Source organism: Kaistella soli (assembly GCF_019038595.1).
GTDB lineage: Bacteria > Bacteroidota > Bacteroidia > Flavobacteriales > Weeksellaceae > Kaistella > Kaistella soli.
Window position 1 is genome coordinate 62511 of sequence record NZ_JAHOPF010000006.1, and the last position, 17694, is coordinate 80204.

Genomic DNA, 17694 nt, shown 5'->3' on the forward strand with positions numbered 1-17694 from the left:
ACTAAAAAAAAGACACCTTACCACGATGATAAGATGTCCCAATGAAAACAGTTAAATTTACAGTTATTTCTTCATGGTTAAGATGTATTCTACCATTTTCTTAGCATTGTCTTTGCTCATTCCGGTGTGAGGTGACATTGGGATTTCTCCCCAAACTCCTTTTCCGCCCTCAATAATTTTGGTTGCCAGTTTATCAATATCTGCGTCCGTATATTTGGCTGCTACATCCTGATAAGATGGACCGACCAGTTTAGCGTCAATTTTGTGACAGGTAAGGCAGTCAGCACCTTCAATAAGCGCCAGACCTTCATGTTTGCCGGCTGCTGCAGAATCCACTACTTTTAAGGTAGGTTCTTCCAGCATTACATTGCTTTCTTTATTAGGATCAATTGGCTTCTTACTGCATGATGCAACTGCGATTAATGAGCAAATTATCAAGTACTTATTCATTGTTTTATTTTTTATCAAAATTATTTAATCTTCCTTAATCTTACTGTACAAATTTCGCGATAAAAGTCATATTAAGTGTATGACTGGGATCATACGCCCGTGAAACAAAATATCTCTACTTTTGATAGATAAATAATTAAAATATGAAAACAGTAAAGACTTTTGCATTCTCAATGCTCACTTTTGCACTTATCGCATGTGGAGGCGATAAGAAAACAGATTCAATCCCTACAGCGTCCACTACAGAAACTACAACCGCTACTGCTGCTGCACCTGCCGACGCCAATGCGTATGATCCTAACAGAGGACTCGGCAAGCATGAAAATGTAGATGTAAGTAAATTTGATCCTGCACTTGCTGCCTCCGGTAAAAAAGTAGCAGAAGTAAAATGTACCTCATGTCACAAACCTACAGAAGAAAAGTTAGTTGGTCCGGGATGGAAAGGCGTTACCCAGAGAAAAACCCCTGAGTGGATTATGAACTTCATCACCAACCCTGATCCAATGATTGATGTAGATCCTGAATTACAGAAACAGCTGGAACTTTGTTTGGTAAGAATGCCGAACCAAGGGCTTAATGATACTGAAGCAAGAGAAATCCTTGAGTACATGCGCGAAATTGACGGCGCAAAATAATTTCCTAACCAGAAAACTTAATCAAATACATAATGAAAAGTCTTAAATTATTTGGACTCTCTGCCATCGTTGCCCTAACTTCGCTGACAGGCTGTAAACCAAAAGGTACTGAAAACGCCGTAAGCGGCGATGCTGCACAAAAAGTTTATGTTGCTCCCGGAAAGTACGACGAGTTTTATAACTTTGTAAGTGGCGGCTTCAACGGACAGGTCAACGTATACGGCTTGCCGAGCGGAAGACTGCTGAAAGTGCTTCCGGTATTTGCCCAAAACCCTGAAAACGGCTATGGATACAGCGAAGAAACCAAACCAATGCTTGAAACTTCTCACGGATTTATTCCTTGGGATGACCAACACCACCTTTCTCTTTCTCAGACTAAAGGAGAAGTAGACGGAAGATGGCTGTTCGCAAACGCCAACAACACTCCGCGTGTAGCAAGAATTGATCTTAAAACTTTCAAAACGGTAGAAATTCTGGAACTCCCGAATTCTGCCGGAAACCACTCCTCTCCTTTCCTCACAGAAAATACAGAGTATGTTGTGGCAGGTACCCGTTTTGCAGTTCCTACAGATGATGTGAACGGCGATGTTCCAATTAATTCATTCAAAGAAAATTTTAAAGGAGTACTTTCTTTCATTGGAATCAATCAGCAAAATGGCGACATGGACCTGTCTTTCCAGATTGAAGCTCCGGGAATCAATTTTGACCTTTCCCATGCAGGAAAAGGAAAGTCCGGCGACTGGTTCTTTTTCTCCTGCTATAATTCTGAAAAAGCCAACACCCTGCTTGAAGTAAACGCGTCACAAAATGACAAAGACTTCATCATGGCAGTAAACTGGAAAAAAGCAGCTGAACTTGCCAAAGCAGGAAAAGGAAGAAAAGTAATCACTGAATACGCCCACAATAAATGGGATGAAAGCACCCACAGTGCGACCTCTACCATGCAGAAAGAAGTTACCGTACTTTCAGTACAGGATATGCAGGATGCAATGTATTTAATTCCATGTCCTAAATCTCCTCACGGATGTGACGTAGATCCTACAGGTGAATATATCGTAGGTTCAGGTAAACTGGCTGCACTGATCCCTGTTTTCAGTTTCGATAAAATTCAGAAAGCGATTGCTGACAAAGCATTTACCGGAGAATATGACGGTGTAAAAGTAATTAAATATGAAGCCGCACTTCACGGTGAAGTTCAAAAACCAGGTTTAGGACCGCTTCACACGGAGTTTGACGGAAAAGGTAATGCTTATACCTCGATGTTCGTATCTTCAGAAGTAGTGAAATGGAATATCAAAGATCTGAAAGTTCTCGACAGACAACCGACATTCTATTCCGTAGGTCACTTAATGATTCCTGGCGGTGATTCTGCAAAACCTTTCGGAAAATATCTGGTAGCTTATAACAAAATTACCAAAGACAGATATTTGCCAACAGGTCCGGAATTGGCACAGTCTGCACAGTTATACGACATCAGCGGAGACAAAATGAAACTGCTGCTGGATTTCCCGACATTTGGTGAACCCCATTATGCTCAGGCTCTTCCTGGTGACATGATTTCTAAAAATCAGGTGAAATTCTTCAAAATCGGAGACAACAAACACCCTTATGCCACCAAAGGCGAAGCGGAAAGTAAAGTGGTGAGAGAAGGAAACAAAGTGCATGTTTACATGACTTCCATCCGTTCTCACTTTGCACCGGATAATATTGAAGGAATTAAAGTGGGTGACGAAGTTTACTTCCATGTAACCAATCTTGAACAGGACTGGGATGTGCCACACGGTTTCGCCATCAAAGGAAACCAGAATGCCGAACTCCTGATTATGCCTGGAGAAACCTGCACCCTGAAATGGGTTCCTAAAAAGGCAGGCATGTATCCAATGTACTGTACCGACTTCTGTAGCGCACTGCACCAGGAAATGCAGGGTTATGTAAGAGTTTCGCCTGCAGGCAGCAGCACCCCTTTAATTTATTCGTTAAACAATAAAAAGGACAATGCACAAAGCCCAGTGAAACCGGGAGAATCTAAATAAAATTCAGAAATTAAAGGGCAGAGATTTCTGCCCTTTTTTAATCTACAGAAAATGAAAACTCATTCATTACACAAAATCTCAAGAATTGCATTAGCCGTTTGCGGAATCGGTCTGGTGATTTCCATCTTCGTGCCCATGTGGGCCATTTATCTTCAGGCTCCGCAGTACCCTGAAGGCTTATCAATGTTCTTATGGTCCAACAAAATTACCGGAGACTATCAGATCATCAACGGACTGAACCATTATATTGGTATGAAAACCATTCATCAGGAAGATTTCTGGGAATTCCATATTCTTCCTTATGCTTTGGGATTTTTCGCTGTGCTTTGTTTTATTGCAGCCTGGCTGAACAAAAAATTATGGCTTTACATCACCGCAGTTTTATTCCTGATTTTCGGGGTGGCCTTTATGGTTGATTTTTGGCTTTGGGAGTACGATTACGGTCACAACCTTGATCCGAATGCGGCCATTGTAGTTCCGGGCATGTCGTATCAGCCGCCGCTCATCGGTTTCAAACAGCTCCTGAATTTCGGTGCGTATTCTTATCCTGATATTGGGGGAAGTATCATGTTTGGAGTTGCTGTTATTTTGGTTATCTTAGCATTTATTGAGTTCAGAAAACCCAAAACAGACTAAGTTTTCAATTATTAATTACTAAATTTTTAACCATATGAAATTCACCAAAACTTTAATCATTGCAGCGTCAGTTTTCGCTATAATGTCATGTCAGAAAAGCGGTCCCAGAGATTTCCTTCTTGGGAAAGACCAGTGCGACAACTGCAAAATGACGATTACCGAATTAAAATATGCCGCTGAACTGCTGACCGACAAAGGAAGAGCCTACAAATTTGATGACCTCAACTGTATGACCATGTATGAAAGCTCTAATCCTGATAAAGCGAAGAATGCGAAAACCTACGTCATTGACGCACCTTCAGGAAAATTTCTGGAGAAATCCAAAGCTACGCTGGTTAAAGGAGGAAGCATAAAATCTCCGATGGGCGGCAATACCCAGGCTTTCCAGGACAAAAATGCAGCACAGAAAGCCGCAGCAGCTCTTGGCGCAAGTATCATTAAATAAGTTATTATGTTCAGATTATTGTTTTTGTTTTTTCCTGTCTTTATCTTCTCAAAGGTTCTGAAAGTGGGAAAAAACGAACAGTTTAAAACCATCAAACAAGCTGTCGCCGCATCCAAAAGTGGCGACAGTATTTTAGTGGGAAGCGGCGTTTACAGAGAAGGCAACATCAGCATCACCAAACCGCTGTCGCTCATCGGAATCGGAAGACCGGTTCTGGACGGACAGATGAAATATGAAATTGTGTCTTTCCGCGCGAACAATATTGTACTTAAAGGTTTTAAAATCATCAATTCCGGTGAAGACGAAATAAAAAACATCGGTGCGGTAAGGCTTTACAACAGCCAGTATTCAACGGTAGAAAACAATATTTTCGAAAACAATTATTTCGGGATTTATATACAGCGCGGTTACCGGTGTCTGATTCAGAATAACCGGATTACCTCAACACGCGCCACTTCACAGGAAGGAAGCGGGGACGGAATCCACGCCTGGGTAAGCGAAGAAATCTGGATTAAAAACAATTATATTGAAGGTCATAAAGACGGCATTTACCTCGAAAAAGTCATTAACTCCTATATTTACCATAATTATTCCAAAAAAAATCTGAGATATGGTTTGCATTTCATGTCGTCGAATGATGATGTGTATGTGAACAATACCTTTGATAATAACAACGCGGGAGTTGCCGTGATGTACAGTAATAACGTGGGAATGGTGGGAAATAATTTCATCAACAACTGGGGCGATGCCAATTATGGTTTGCTGCTGAAAGATATTTCTTTCAGTAAAATTAAAAACAACAGATTCCATAACAATACGACAGCTATTTTCCTGGACGGCGCGACCAAAGTGGACTTATTAAAAAATGATTTCGAAAATAACGGCTGGGGCATGAAAATCAATTCCAACTGTATGGAAAATAAAATCATCAACAATAATTTCGTCAACAACACTTTCGATGTAAGCACAAGCGGATCGATGACCATGAACGATTTCAAAAGAAATTACTGGGACAAATACGAAGGTTATGACCTTGATAAAGACAAAATTGGCGACGTCCCCTTTCATCCGCTGAGCTTATACTCGGTTTTGGTGGAAAACAATCCGTCGGTAATGCTTCTTTTTAGAACATTTTTCGTCGATCTTCTCGACAGAACCGAAAAAATAATCCCCAGTTTAACGCCCGAAAATTTCGTGGACGAGCAGCCTTTAATGAAGAAAGTGAAACTGTAAAGAAGCAGAATTTTCTGTCCATCCCACAAAAAAACATCCTGACCTCCTGACATGATAGAAATAAAAAACCTAACTAAAAAATTCAACAGATTCACCGCATTGGACGGTCTGAACCTTTCATTTACCAACGGAAAATCCATCGCACTGATTGGTCCCAACGGCTGCGGAAAAACCACACTGATCAAGTGTATTTTAGGTTTAAATGTTGTGGAAAACGGCGATATTCTGGTGGACGGAAAGAGCGTAAAAGACGATTATCTTTACCGCAAAGATATCGGGTACATGCCGCAAATCGGAAGATATCCGGAAAACATGACCATTGAGCAGACCATCAGAATGATCAAAGATACCCGCAAAATTTCGGAAACGCATCTGGATACAGAACTGGTAGAAGATTTTGAACTTGAAAAAATCTACGATAAAAAAATGGGCAACCTTTCCGGCGGAACAACGCAGAAAGTAAGCGCGGTGCTGGCTTTTATGTTCGATCCGAAAATTATTATTCTTGACGAACCTACTGCCGGCCTTGATCCGCTGGCTTCAGAGATTCTGAAAAATAAGATCATCAAAGAGAAAAACAAAGGAAAACTCATCATCATCACTTCGCATCTTCTCAGTGAGCTGGATGATATTGTAAGCGAAATTGTTTTCATGAACGAAGGAAAAATCATTGTACAGCAATCAGTTTCCGAACTCATGACCGACACCAATTCAGACAAAATTTCAGACTCCATCATCAGTATTTTAAAAGAAATGAAAAACAGATAATTCATCACTGTATTTAATTGTTTAGAAAACTAATCCCCGGCTTTAACCACATACCATGAATAAGATTGCACGCTTCATCCTTTTTGATATTTTAAAAAACAAAACCGTTATTTTTTATACCGTTCTGCTTTTCATCATTTCCTGGTCGGTTCTCGGCCTTGAAAGCAATTACACGAAAGCGACCTTGAGTTTACTGAATGTCGTTTTACTGGTTATTCCTTTGGTAAGCATTGTGTTTTCGACCATTTACGTGTACAACAGCAGCCAGTTTATCGAACTGCTGCTCAGCCAGCCTGTTCCCCGGGTGAAAATCTGGTTCAATATATTTCTCGGACTTTCCACGGCTTTGGTTCTGGCATTCCTTATCGGATGCGGGATTCCGATATTGCTGTATTCTTCGATTGAGACAGGGTTTTCACTCATTATTATCGGAATTTTACTCTCCGTTATTTTCACTTCATTTGCGATGCTCTCCGCGATTATAAGCCGCGACCGCGCAAAAGGAATCGGGATTTCTATTTTTATCTGGCTCTTCTTCAGCATTATTTACGACGGAATGCTGCTGGTTCTGATGTTCCAGTTTGCGGATTATCCTATTGAAGGAATTATGGCAACACTTGCAGGTTTAAATCCTGTCGGCCTGTCCCGCATTTTCGTATTGCTTCAGCTGAATATTTCCGCAATGTTGGGATATTCCGGGGCGGTTTTTCAGCAGGTTTTCGGTTCCGGCGGCGGCATGGGAATTTCAATGTTGGTGTTATTGATTTGGGCAACCGTTCCATTTGTTCTGTCTTTGATTAAATTCAACAGAAAGGATTTATAGAAAGATTTTCAATTCCCTTACAAACTGATAAATATCACATTATCAAATCATTAAATATGATTTCAGTCATACAGATTGTCATAAGTTCACTGTAAATTTATAAAAAATTATAGCAGATGAAAAAGTCAATCCTTATTCTGGGCATCATTGGATTTGCCCTTGTTTCCTGTAAAAAGAACGAAACAGTAACCAGTGTAAATCCTGAAACCGCCACCGAAGCAGCTGCTCACGGACAGGAAGGAGTTCAGGATGATGATTCCAACCCGAATATTGTACAGCTGGCCTCAAAAAACCCTGATTTATCCACGCTGGTAACAGCAGTGCAGGCAGCAGGTTTAACGACCTCTCTCAGCAATGCCGGTCCTTTCACGGTTTTCGCCCCGTTGAATTCTGCATTTGACAAACTTCCTGCAGGCACCGTAGAAGGGCTTTTAAAACCTGAAAAAGCCAACGATTTATCCGATATTCTGGGCTATCACACTTACGTGGGTGTTATTAAAGAAGAAAACATGTCTGACGGACAAAGTCTGGGAATGGTAAACGGAAAAAACATCAAAATCACCATCGTAGACGGAAAACCTGTTATCAACGGAAAAGCTAAAATTGTAGCTACTGTTCCGGCTTCAAACGGAATTGTCTACGCCATTGATGAAGTTTTAATCCCATAAAAAAAATAGTGATCTTTAGTTTTTAAATTTAATGTTGAAATGGCTTTCAAAAATATTTTGAAAGCCATTTTTTTTGATCTTAATTCAAATTTACTTTACTATTCTGTCTTCGTTTTACCTCTATTGAAAGCAGCTTCTACAGCGAGCTCCGTAGGAGCGAACACTTTTGTAGAAACAATCCGAATTAATTTACTATTCTTCTTGGTTTTAAATTTGCTGAAAACCGTTTCTGAAGCAAGCTCCGTAGGAGCGAACACTTTGTAGAAATGATCCCAATTCTATGTAAAATGAGCTCCGTAGGAGCGACCTCTTTTAGATAAGTTATTGCTCTTCCCTGCTTTTCAAACTGAAGAAAATCACGGACAGAGAAACCAGCATTAGCAAGGAAAAATACAGAAGCAGATGATTCGCGTACGGAACGGAGATATATTTGATGGACATAATTCCCATCAGACCTAAAACCAATTCATTGAGAAAAATTCCCAGGAGAAGCAGTTTCACTCCCAACAGAAGCCTTTTTGTCATTTTAAAATAACCAGTAAGCAGAATCTGATTCATAAGAAAAGCAGCAACACACATCAGCAGTACCAAATGCAGATAAGCAATCACCACATTTCTGAAACCGAATGCAAACTGATTCAGCGCGGGAATATTGGATCCCAGCTGTAATAAAATTTTCGCAGCAAATGCAAGACCCGCAAACAGCAGAATAAACCTTTGCAGAGGCGACCATTTTTCTTTCAGATTCGCCCAGCTTTTTCTTACAAAATCAAACAGTTTTACCGTTCCCAAAGTCTGAGCCAAAGTAGCCAAAACAATGACTCCGAAAATAAAAACAGGAAGTTTCATCCACAGAACAGAAAGCCCGTAGCCTACTAAACAGCCGAAAAACATTAACCAGAACAGCCGATTGTTTTCCTTTTCCGGAATCACAGAACCTGCCTGCTTCAATGAAAAAAGAAGAAAACCGATACACGCAAAAATGAAAAACCCGTTGTACTGAAAATGCAGATAATAATATTGAGAAGCCAGATAAATGTCCTGTGACATCCTGTGCGAACTCATCATATAGCTTAAATTGAAAACTCCGAGAGAAGAAATTACGGCAAAAAACAATCCGGCGCGAAACCAGATTTTTGAAGCATCTTTAATTTTTACTGAGTCTTTAAAAAAGAAATAAGCAAATACGAAACTGCAGAGTAAAGCCACCGTAGAAGCCGCGATAGAAGCCCAGAAATAGCCGCCGTACATAAAAGCCCCAAGCATCGCAAATGAAGCCACGAGATTTACAGTGATTAATGTTTTATATTTCCGGAGCGGAATTTCGGGATTTACTTTGCTGAGATAAATCGTCATCAAAACATATACAGTACTGGTAATCCAGCCATAAAAAGCAAAATGTGAATGCGCTTCCTGTAAATATTTCTGATCAAGAAAAGGGAAAGAATAAACGATTTTGTACCGCATGATGACGCCCAAAAAAGCGACCAAAAGAAAATTAAAAACTGAAAATTTCAAGAGGAAAGTCCGCTGCATTAGAAATAAATTTTATGATTGATAAGTTCTATTTTCTGTTCCCGTTCCATTTTTTTCACCGTCCTTATTACTGTTTCCACAGCCAGTCCCGTTGAGTTGGCCATTTCCTTTCTGGTCACTTCGATAATGGTTTTGTCTTCGGGTTCTATTCCCAGGTGTCTTTTATGGGTTTTCAGGAAATTCAGAATTCTTTCGTGGGGACACTGATGAACGATAGATTTCAGCTTCAGGGTTTTATCATAAGCTTTTTTCGCAATTTCTTTGGTGAACTGAATCAGAATATCCGGATTCTCCGCCATGAAAGTATTAAAAAGTTCTTCACTGAAACTGAAGATTCTGGCCCTTTCACTCGCGATAATCGCATTTGCCGGGTAGCGCTCACCCAATAAAAAGGGCGGCTCACCCAAAAACTGGTGATCGGTGACTTTATTGATCAAAAATTCTTTGCCTTCAGAATCTGTATTATAAATTTTTATTTCCCCTTCCAGCAAATAATAAAGATTTAACGCTTTCTGATCTTCCCTGAACAGGACATCCTTCCTCTTCAGATGAAGATTCGGAATTTTATTTTGTAATAGAATTTCCTTTGAAAACATCTTTTTTACTTTTTCTCAAATTTAACAAAATTTTATTAACCATCCCATGATAACACTCATTAATCATGTTTAAATTCCTTATTTTTGAGCCAATATTTACCAATTCAATAACATGTCGAATCAGTTTAACCCAAGAGACGTCACTTGGCTTGCCTTTAACGAAAGAGTGCTGCAGGAAGCGATGGACGAAAATGTTCCGCTCCATCTGCGCATCCGTTTTCTGGGAATTTTTTCGAATAACCTTGACGAGTTTTTCCGGGTAAGAGTCGCTGGTCTTAAACGTGCCATGGATTTTAAAGATAAATTTATCACTGAATCTTTCTATCAGCAGCCGACGAAAATTCTGCAGCAGATTAATGAAGTCGTTATTAAACAGCAGCAGAACTTCAGCAAGACCTGGAAGAAAATTCAGCTTGAAATGGCTGATCAGAAAATTTTCATTAAAACCGCTGCTAACCTCACCGAAGAGCAGAAAATATTCGTCAGCGCTTATTTTGATGAAACAGTAGAAAGTAACGTAATCCCTATTCTGCTTCACGAAAACTCACCGATGCCCTATCTGCGCGATAAATCGCTTTATTTGGGAATCGCAATGCGGAAAAAAGAATTTCATTACGAAAGCAAATACGCGATTATCGAAATTCCTTCCCGCGTCGTTGGCCGATTTGTCCTGCTTCCTTCTCAGGATAAAAATGAGAAAAACGTGATGCTGCTGGAGGATGTTATTGCCTTCAATCTGCCGCATATTTTCTCTTATTTCGGATATGACGATTTCGTTTCACACTGCTTTAAAGTGACCAAAGATGCGGAATTTGATCTTGATAACGATATTAAAACGACCCTTGCGGAAAAAATAGAAAAAGGAATCAGGTCCCGCAGAAAAGGGAAACCTACAAGATTTGTTTTCGACCGGGAAATGGATAAAGCTTTGCTCGAATTTTTAATCCGAAAACTTCATTTAACCAAGAAAGACAGCATTATTCCGGGCGGAAAAATTCATAATTTCCGTCATTTTATGGACTTTCCCGAGGTTTTTAAAACCTACACCAAACCGGAAGAGAGGACTTCATTCGACCACCCCGAACTGGTGAATAAAAGAGTAACAGATGTCATTCAGAAAACCGATATTCTGCTTACTTTCCCTTATCATAAGTACACTCCGGTCATTGATTTACTGCGCGAGTCAGCGATGGATCCGGATGTGAAATCCATACAGATCACCGCGTACCGCCTGGCCAGCAATTCAAAAATTGTAAACGCACTGATCAATGCGGTGAGAAACGGAAAAGAAGTCACCGTAATGCTGGAACTCCGCGCAAGATTTGATGAAGAAAGCAACCTCGAATGGAAACAAATCCTGGAGCAGGAAGGCGTGAAAGTGCTGGTCGGAATACCGAACAAAAAAGTACACGCCAAACTTTGTGTTATTAAAAAACGGGTTCACAACAAAACGATTCAGTACGGTTTTGTAAGTACAGGAAACTTTAATGAAAAGACCGCGAAAATTTATGGTGATCACCTGCTGATGACTTCGGACAGAGGAATCATGGCAGACATCAACAAAGTTTTCAACGTCCTTAGAAAACCTAAAACCGATATTACGGCCGCTCTTAAATCCTGTAAAAGCCTTTTGGTTTGCCCACAGTTTATGCGCGAAAAAATCATCCTTCATATCGACCGGGAAATCGAAGAGGCCAAAGCCGGACGCAAAGCCGAAATGATAATTAAAACCAATTCATTAAGCGACCGGTCTCTTATCGAAAAATTATATGAAGCCGCAACGGCGGGAGTGATTATAAAACTCATCGTCCGCGGAATTTACTGTGCTGTTAACCAGAAAGATTTTAAGCAGAAAATTCAGGCCATCAGTATTGTTGACGAATATCTGGAACATGCGCGGGTGATGTATTTTTACAATAAAGGGAACGAAGATATTTACATCTCTTCTGCCGACTGGATGACGCGGAACCTCGATTACCGTATCGAAGCCGCCGCAAAAATCACCCAGAAAAATCTCAAAAAAGAAGTGAAAGACCTTCTGGAAATTCAGCTAAATGATAATGTAAAGGCACGAATTCTCGATAAAAAATTACGGAACGAATACGTGAACGCAGGAAAAACAGAATTCCGGTCACAGATTGAAACCTATCACTATTTAAAAAACAAAATTCCGAAGGAGTAGATTTTTTGATGAAACCTGAGCTGATCTCAGGTTTCATTTTTTATTACCAGTATTTCCTTCACAATTCCTAATTAAAACGCTACATTTGCAGCACTTTTAGAAAAGGGAATCACGCGAAAAACGTGAACTGTCCCCGCAACTGTAAATCACATAACTAAAATTGCTTCAATAAAAACCACTGGAAACGGGAAGGTGAAACAATGTGAAAGTCAGGAGACCTTGCTAAAAGCACAATTATTAAACGCTTTCGGAGGAAGAGTCGTGAATTGCTGAATGTTCCGTTCAGTATTTTTACCTACATTTTTCCGATAAGTAAACCTTTAACTCAATTTAATTTTAATGAAAAAAAGATTAATTTTTGTTGGAGCACTGCTTGTCGTAAGTTCAGACATTTTTGCCCAACAGGAAAACGAAACCCAGATTGAAGAAGTTACCATTGCTTCCAAAACCAAACAGCAGCTTTACGCAACCGGAAAAAACGTACAGCTGATTACCGCCAAAGATCTGGAAAAACACAAAGGACAGGATCTGCCGCAGGTTTTAAATCAGGTTGCGGGCTTTCAGATCGGTGGAAATTTCAACAACAGCCAGGAACCGAAATCCATAAAAATCCGTGGCGGAAAAAGTGCAAATGTGCTGATTCTTATCGACGGAATTCCAATGAAAGACGTAACCGGAAATGATTACAACGTGGCGGATCTGCGTTTGATGTCTTTGGAAAATGTAGAAAGCATCGAGATTCTGAACGGTGCGTCTTCAGTTTTATACGGAAGCAATGCGACCGTTTCTGTAATTAATATTAAAACCAAACAGTCTGCGGTAAAAAATATAGAAGGAATTTTAGGAGCGCAGGCAGGCTCGTTCTCCACTTACTCCCAAAATGCTTTGGTAAAAGGAAAAATTGATCAGTTCAGTTATCAGGTTTCAGGATTTAACGAGAAATCTCAGGGACTTTCCTCAGCGGAAGGTGAAGATTTTGAAAAAGACGGATTTGAGAAACAGAACGTGAGTGCAAATATTGGCTACCGCACAGACAATTTCAACATCAACATCAATGGAGGATGGAATCACCATCTTTTCAGTTATGACGAAGGTGCTTTTACCGACGGAAATTACCGTGCCGATGATAAGCAATCTTATATCGGGGGAAATGCTAATTTCAAATACCGAAACGGGGAGATTACTTTGAACACAAGATTTTCCGGAAATGAAAGATTAGGACAGAATTTATCCAGCGGCGGATATCAGGATCAGTTTTCTTATTCTGGAAGAGATTTCTTCACTGAATTATTCAATCATTATAAAATCAGCGAAAACATCAATTTCACCGCGGGAGTGCAGTGGGAAAATCAAAAAATGGGTGCGAAATCGCTTCCGTGGGGCGGAACTGCGCTGCAGGAAGATCTGAATATCAATGACACCAAACTGAATTCTTTTGATGCGTTCGCGAATTTTAATTTTAAGTATCAGTTTCTGCATTTGGATGCCGGAACAAGAATGACGGACAATTCCAAGTTCGGTAATCATTGGGTTTACAGCATTAATCCGTATGTTTTACACGAACTGGAAACGGTTTATATCAAAGTGGGATATTCATATTCTACGGCATTTATTGCGCCGACACTTTATCAGAATTACGGTTCGCTTCCTTACGTTTTACCGAATTCCGATCTGAAACCTGAAACCAACTTTTCCCACGAAATTGATTTGAGTTTAGGAAAAAAAGACCGAAGCATTGTGTTTAATGCAAGCCTTTTCCAGCGTCAGGAAAAAGATGCTTTTGCTTACCAGACGGTAGATTTTACTACTTATGCGGGACAGTTCAGAAATGTTGACGAAAATAAAGTAAAAGGTTTTGAACTGGGACTGAATTATAAACTGAACGAAATCATCAGCATGGGCGGAAATTTCAGTTTTGTTGAAAAAGACAGAAAGGAAACCATGTTGCGACAGCCAAAACAGCGCATCAATTCTTATATCGAAGTTCTTCCTTTTAAAACAACGCGTGTAAATTTCAACCATCAGTTTGTTTCAAAAAGAACGGATTCTTATTATAATTCCGCAACTTTTTCGGTCGACAATGTAGATCTTGACAGCTTTAATCTTTTCAATTTAAACATCAACCAGAAAATAAATTCCAAAATTGAAGGCTATCTGAATATCGGAAATCTTTTTAACACGTCATATGTCGATGTGATTGGATTTACCACGAAACCCAGAAATTTCTCCGTAGGAATGAATTATCAGTTCTAAAAAACCGGATTTCTTTATTGGCTTGAAAATTAATTCGGGCGCGGCTTTGCCGCGCCCGAATTTTATATATTTAAGCAGGCTTCAGTCCCAAAACTTCTGCTTCTTTAATAACAAAATTTTTGGCTTCCTCTTTGTCGTTAGCAATTTCGCCTTCCAGAATTGCTTCTTTTACTTTTTCCTTTAAAATCCCGATTTCTCTTCCGGGTTTCAGGTTGAAAAGCTCCATAATTTCCTCACCGGAAATCGGCGGCTGAAAATTCCTTACCTGATCCTTCTCTTCCACTTCCTTGATTTTCTGAGCAACATATTCAAAATTTTTCTTGAACTTCTGCTGTTTTGAAGAATTCTTTGTGGTAATATCCGCCTTACACAGCGTGAAAAGATCTTCCAGATCGTCACCGGAATCAAAAAGCAGCCGTCGCAGCGCGGAGTCTGAAGTTCCGTCATCGATTAAAGAAATTGGCCGTGATGAAAGCTTCACGAGCTTCTGAACATATTTCATATCGCTGCCGAGCGGAAGTTTTAACCGGTAAAAAAGACTTTTCACCATTTTCGAACCTACGAACTCGTGTCCGTGGAAAGTCCAGCCGCTTCCTTCCAGGAATTTTTTGGTTGGTGCTTTTCCGATGTCATGAAGCAGCGCTGCCCAGCGGAGCCAAAGGTTTTCGGTGTTTTTGGAAATATTGTCCACCACTTCCAGCGTGTGCCAGAAATTGTCTTTATGCGTTTGTCCTTCCACTTCTTCAATGCCCCGCAAAGCGGTTAATTCAGGCATAATAAGAGGCAAAAGACCGGTTTCTTCCAAAAGCTTTAAACCGAGAGAAGGTTTTTCTGATAGCATGATTTTGTTGAACTCCACCATAATCCTTTCCATGGAAACGATTTTGATTCTTTCAGCTTCTTTTTGTATGGCCTGAAGTGAGTGTTCTTCGATTTCAAAATTTAATGTCGAAGCAAATCGAATCGCTCTCATCATCCGCAAAGGATCGTCAGAATAGGTTTGGCTTGGCTCCAGAGGAGTTCTGATGATTTTGTTCCCGATATCGGAAATCCCGTCGAAAGGATCGATCAGTTCGCCGAAATTACTTTTATTCAGGGAAATAGCGAGTGCGTTGATGGTGAAATCTCTGCGTTTCTGGTCATCTTCTAAAGTTCCGGTTTCTACGGAAGGTTTTCGGGAATCTTCTGAGTAACTCTCCTTTCTGGCGCCGACGAATTCCAGATCCAAGCCGTCATGCTTGAACATGGCCGTTCCATAATTTTTGAATACTGAAACTTTTAGCTTCGGATTGATTACTGCAGCCACTGCTTTTGCCAGATCCATCCCATTGCTTTCCGTAACGAAATCGATATCCGTCGGAACTTTTCTTTTCATTAAAAGATCGCGGACATAACCGCCAACGATAAAAACCGTCTGGCCGTTGTTTTCTGCTACTTCAGAAATGATTTTAAATAATTTGAAATTTTTATTTTGATTGAGATTGATCAGCATACTTTGGAAATCCGTGGACCGGAATATTTTTGCAAAGATAATTAAAATAGAAAACCTATATTTCTATAGGTTCTTATTTTTAAGTATTGGGTTGCGGTGCGCTGTTTTTGTTGATCAGCCAGTCATCAATCTCCTCTTCCAGATATTCGGTCTGCAGTTTGACAGCGTTTAAAAAATCATCAGGTATATTAGTAACATCACTGTTTTCAAGATCCCATAATTCGTCGGACATCAATTCATATTCGGAATAGATTCTTTTGAACAGCGGGCTCTGCTTTTCTAAATCTTCAATTTTTTTCTGTTGGGGAGTGAATTTTCTATATTTTCTCGGTGGATTCATGGAAATGCTTTTGTTAGGAATTTAAAAAAGATGTTTGTCATTCGGTATTTTAAGATAAATTACCATTCTCGCAACCGGTTGAAAATGAAAATCTTATCAGTGAGTATTTCGTTTTGGGAAAATAAAATTAGACATTAATCTGTAATAAAAAAATAATTTAACAAGAATTCTAATTGTTTAACATATAGTTATAAATTTGCAGTCAAGATTAAATATGAAAGAACTTTTACTGAAACAGAAACAGGTTTTGCTTTTCATCTTTGCCGGCGCTTTGAGTGCTGCTGTAGAGATTGGCTCTTTCAAAATACTGAGTGTTTATCTGCCCCAGATTTTTTCGCAGGAGAATAATTTCCACGGGATCCACTTTCCGCTAAGTAATATATTTTCTACAAGCTGCGGTATTTTTACCAATTATTTTTTAAGCATCTGGTTTGTCTTTGAAAGAGGCAAACACTCCAAAAGGAAAGAATTCGCTTACTTTATGTCGGTATCGTTTTTCTCCACGATTTTAAGTCTTACTTTCTTCCAGGTTTTCTTCCGGTTTATTTTTGTTGACAATATAGATGCAGGATTTTTTGTTTTCAGCCGGGAAATGCTGAGTAAAATTTCGGCGATCCTTCTGGTATCGGTTCTGAATTATTCGGTGAAAAAGAAAGTGATCTTTAATGGTTAATGGGTTGAAATAACGGATTTTTTCGGCAGAGAAATGTCCTTACTTCTAGCCCCGGTTGAACGGTATGTCTGAGCTTTTTTGGCGGCGGCTCCGCCGCCGCCAAAAAAGCGAGTAGTGAAAACGGGTCTGCCTGTCAAAGTAAAAAATGACCTTTGTTGCTCCTAAAAATTGAAAAGTATTAAATGAGAAAAATCCTGAATTATATATGGCGCGGATGGATGGTTATCTTGGGAGCGGTGCTCACCATCATCCTCGGAATTCCTGTTTTGCTGCTTTCGATCAGAAAGGAACATTATAAATATGCCTATCAGTTTATCCGGATTTGGTGTTTCGGAATGTTTTACGGGATGGGTTTCCGTTACGAACTGAAAAAACTGACCGATAAAAAAATTGATAAAAACACGCAATACGTATTTGTTTCCAACCACACCTCTATTATGGACGTGATGCTGCCTTGTATGCTGATGCCTCATCATCCGCTCTGTTACGTGGGGAAAAAAGAGCTGGTGAAAATTCCGATTTTCGGGACGATTTATAAAAGAATCTGTGTCATGGTGGACCGCAGCTCTGCCAGAAGCCGCGCCGATGTTTACCGCCGGTGTGCCGAAAGAATGGAGGAAGGCGACAGCATTGTAATCTTCCCTGAAGGCGGCGTTCCAGATGATACCTCAGTAATTTTGGATCATTTTAAAGACGGTGCGTTTATCCTTGCTGCAAAACATCAGTCTCCCCTGCTTGTTTTTTCATTTGTTGGGCTGAAGGAAATGTTTCCTTTCGATCCTTCGAAAGGCTATCCGGGAAAAGTAAAAGTTTATTTCAATGATATTTTGGAGCCCAATAAAACTTCAAATGCATTAAAAGCCTCTGCCCATGGGGAAATAAAAAAAGTTTTGGAATACTCAAATTGAGAAAATATGGTTATATTTGTTTT

General features: G+C 39.8%; 17 protein-coding genes and 1 riboswitch. Of the genes, 12 read left to right on the forward strand and 5 right to left on the reverse strand.

Going from position 1 to position 17694, the window contains the following annotated elements; genetic code table 11:
• Nucleotides 1–63: 63 nt before the first annotated feature.
• Nucleotides 64–450, reverse strand: a complete 387-nt coding sequence (locus tag KSK37_RS12325) for a c-type cytochrome (RefSeq protein WP_217201865.1) — start codon at nt 448–450, stop codon at nt 64–66.
• Between the two features lie 143 nt (nt 451–593).
• Between KSK37_RS12325 and KSK37_RS12330 the strand changes: the two genes are divergently transcribed.
• The 8 genes from KSK37_RS12330 to KSK37_RS12365 all read left to right on the forward strand — a co-directional run bounded on the left by KSK37_RS12330 (nt 594) and on the right by KSK37_RS12365 (nt 7691).
• Nucleotides 594–1085 carry a c-type cytochrome gene (locus KSK37_RS12330; protein ID WP_088358568.1) on the forward strand — a complete coding sequence of 164 codons (492 nt, stop codon included), beginning with the start codon at nt 594–596 and terminating at the stop codon, nt 1083–1085.
• Between the two features lie 32 nt (nt 1086–1117).
• On the forward strand, nt 1118–3118 hold the full coding sequence (nosZ, locus tag KSK37_RS12335; RefSeq protein WP_217201866.1) for a Sec-dependent nitrous-oxide reductase: 2001 nt from the start codon (nt 1118–1120) through the stop codon (nt 3116–3118).
• A 51-nt stretch (nt 3119–3169) separates the two neighbouring features.
• Nucleotides 3170–3754: a hypothetical protein gene (locus tag KSK37_RS12340; RefSeq protein WP_217201867.1), complete on the forward strand. Its 585-nt coding sequence runs from the start codon at nt 3170–3172 to the stop codon at nt 3752–3754.
• A gap of 34 nt (nt 3755–3788) precedes the next feature.
• Entirely contained in the window at nt 3789–4199 is a 411-nt protein-coding gene (locus tag KSK37_RS12345; protein ID WP_217201868.1) for a nitrous oxide reductase accessory protein NosL, read from the forward strand.
• Nucleotides 4200–4205: 6 nt separating this feature from the next.
• Entirely contained in the window at nt 4206–5432 is a 1227-nt protein-coding gene (locus KSK37_RS12350; RefSeq protein ID WP_217201869.1) for a nitrous oxide reductase family maturation protein NosD, read from the forward strand.
• Between the two features lie 51 nt (nt 5433–5483).
• Nucleotides 5484–6200, forward strand: a complete 717-nt coding sequence (locus KSK37_RS12355; protein ID WP_217201870.1) for an ABC transporter ATP-binding protein — start codon at nt 5484–5486, stop codon at nt 6198–6200.
• A 55-nt stretch (nt 6201–6255) separates the two neighbouring features.
• Entirely contained in the window at nt 6256–7023 is a 768-nt protein-coding gene (locus KSK37_RS12360; protein ID WP_217201871.1) for an ABC transporter permease subunit, read from the forward strand.
• 116 nt (nt 7024–7139) lie between these two features.
• On the forward strand, nt 7140–7691 hold the full coding sequence (locus KSK37_RS12365; RefSeq protein WP_217201872.1) for a fasciclin domain-containing protein: 552 nt from the start codon (nt 7140–7142) through the stop codon (nt 7689–7691).
• 321 nt (nt 7692–8012) lie between these two features.
• Here KSK37_RS12365 and KSK37_RS12370 read toward each other — a convergent pair whose 3' ends face one another.
• Nucleotides 8013–9227, reverse strand: a complete 1215-nt coding sequence (locus tag KSK37_RS12370; protein WP_217201873.1) for a hypothetical protein — start codon at nt 9225–9227, stop codon at nt 8013–8015.
• Nucleotides 9227–9823 (reverse strand): Crp/Fnr family transcriptional regulator, encoded by a 597-nt coding sequence (locus tag KSK37_RS12375; RefSeq protein WP_088358577.1) that lies wholly within the window; start codon nt 9821–9823, stop codon nt 9227–9229. Before KSK37_RS12375 ends, KSK37_RS12370 begins: the two co-directional genes overlap by 1 nt.
• A 112-nt stretch (nt 9824–9935) precedes the next feature.
• Between KSK37_RS12375 and ppk1 the strand changes: the two genes are divergently transcribed.
• Nucleotides 9936–12005, forward strand: a complete 2070-nt coding sequence (gene ppk1 / locus KSK37_RS12380; RefSeq protein ID WP_217201874.1) for a polyphosphate kinase 1 — start codon at nt 9936–9938, stop codon at nt 12003–12005.
• A 72-nt stretch (nt 12006–12077) separates the two neighbouring features.
• Nucleotides 12078–12245, forward strand: a riboswitch (cobalamin riboswitch).
• Nucleotides 12246–12344: 99 nt separating this feature from the next.
• Nucleotides 12345–14258 (forward strand): TonB-dependent receptor plug domain-containing protein, encoded by a 1914-nt coding sequence (locus KSK37_RS12385; RefSeq protein ID WP_217201875.1) that lies wholly within the window; start codon nt 12345–12347, stop codon nt 14256–14258.
• Between the two features lie 70 nt (nt 14259–14328).
• Here KSK37_RS12385 and KSK37_RS12390 read toward each other — a convergent pair whose 3' ends face one another.
• Both KSK37_RS12390 and KSK37_RS12395 read right to left on the reverse strand, forming a co-directional pair.
• Nucleotides 14329–15750, reverse strand: coding sequence for a CCA tRNA nucleotidyltransferase (locus KSK37_RS12390; protein WP_217201876.1), 1422 nt, complete (start codon nt 15748–15750; stop codon nt 14329–14331).
• Nucleotides 15751–15829: 79 nt separating this feature from the next.
• Nucleotides 15830–16090: a hypothetical protein gene (locus KSK37_RS12395; RefSeq protein ID WP_088358581.1), complete on the reverse strand. Its 261-nt coding sequence runs from the start codon at nt 16088–16090 to the stop codon at nt 15830–15832.
• A 214-nt stretch (nt 16091–16304) separates the two neighbouring features.
• Between KSK37_RS12395 and KSK37_RS12400 the strand changes: the two genes are divergently transcribed.
• Nucleotides 16305–16763 (forward strand): GtrA family protein, encoded by a 459-nt coding sequence (locus KSK37_RS12400; RefSeq protein ID WP_088358582.1) that lies wholly within the window; start codon nt 16305–16307, stop codon nt 16761–16763.
• A gap of 182 nt (nt 16764–16945) precedes the next feature.
• Complete coding sequence (locus KSK37_RS12405; RefSeq protein ID WP_217201877.1) at nt 16946–17671, forward strand: lysophospholipid acyltransferase family protein; 726 nt, start codon at nt 16946–16948, stop codon at nt 17669–17671.
• Nucleotides 17672–17694 lie beyond the last annotated feature (23 nt).

Bases quoted from the DNA above. Each gene is read 5' to 3' on its own strand.
- KSK37_RS12345 (WP_217201868.1), top strand. From the start codon at position 3,789: ATGAAATTCACCAAAACTTTAATCATTGCAGCGTCAGTTTTCGCTATA.
- KSK37_RS12395 (WP_088358581.1), bottom strand. From the start codon at position 16,090: ATGAATCCACCGAGAAAATATAGAAAATTCACTCCCCAACAGAAAAAA.
- KSK37_RS12355 (WP_217201870.1), top strand. From the start codon at position 5,484: ATGATAGAAATAAAAAACCTAACTAAAAAATTCAACAGATTCACCGCA.
- KSK37_RS12385 (WP_217201875.1), top strand. From the start codon at position 12,345: ATGAAAAAAAGATTAATTTTTGTTGGAGCACTGCTTGTCGTAAGTTCA.
- KSK37_RS12325 (WP_217201865.1), bottom strand. From the start codon at position 450: ATGAATAAGTACTTGATAATTTGCTCATTAATCGCAGTTGCATCATGC.
- KSK37_RS12400 (WP_088358582.1), top strand. From the start codon at position 16,305: ATGAAAGAACTTTTACTGAAACAGAAACAGGTTTTGCTTTTCATCTTT.
- KSK37_RS12405 (WP_217201877.1), top strand. From the start codon at position 16,946: ATGAGAAAAATCCTGAATTATATATGGCGCGGATGGATGGTTATCTTG.
- KSK37_RS12375 (WP_088358577.1), bottom strand. From the start codon at position 9,823: ATGTTTTCAAAGGAAATTCTATTACAAAATAAAATTCCGAATCTTCAT.
- KSK37_RS12370 (WP_217201873.1), bottom strand. From the start codon at position 9,227: ATGCAGCGGACTTTCCTCTTGAAATTTTCAGTTTTTAATTTTCTTTTG.
- KSK37_RS12350 (WP_217201869.1), top strand. From the start codon at position 4,206: ATGTTCAGATTATTGTTTTTGTTTTTTCCTGTCTTTATCTTCTCAAAG.
- KSK37_RS12390 (WP_217201876.1), bottom strand. From the start codon at position 15,750: ATGCTGATCAATCTCAATCAAAATAAAAATTTCAAATTATTTAAAATC.
- KSK37_RS12340 (WP_217201867.1), top strand. From the start codon at position 3,170: ATGAAAACTCATTCATTACACAAAATCTCAAGAATTGCATTAGCCGTT.
- ppk1 (WP_217201874.1), top strand. From the start codon at position 9,936: ATGTCGAATCAGTTTAACCCAAGAGACGTCACTTGGCTTGCCTTTAAC.
- KSK37_RS12330 (WP_088358568.1), top strand. From the start codon at position 594: ATGAAAACAGTAAAGACTTTTGCATTCTCAATGCTCACTTTTGCACTT.
- nosZ (WP_217201866.1), top strand. From the start codon at position 1,118: ATGAAAAGTCTTAAATTATTTGGACTCTCTGCCATCGTTGCCCTAACT.
- KSK37_RS12365 (WP_217201872.1), top strand. From the start codon at position 7,140: ATGAAAAAGTCAATCCTTATTCTGGGCATCATTGGATTTGCCCTTGTT.
- KSK37_RS12360 (WP_217201871.1), top strand. From the start codon at position 6,256: ATGAATAAGATTGCACGCTTCATCCTTTTTGATATTTTAAAAAACAAA.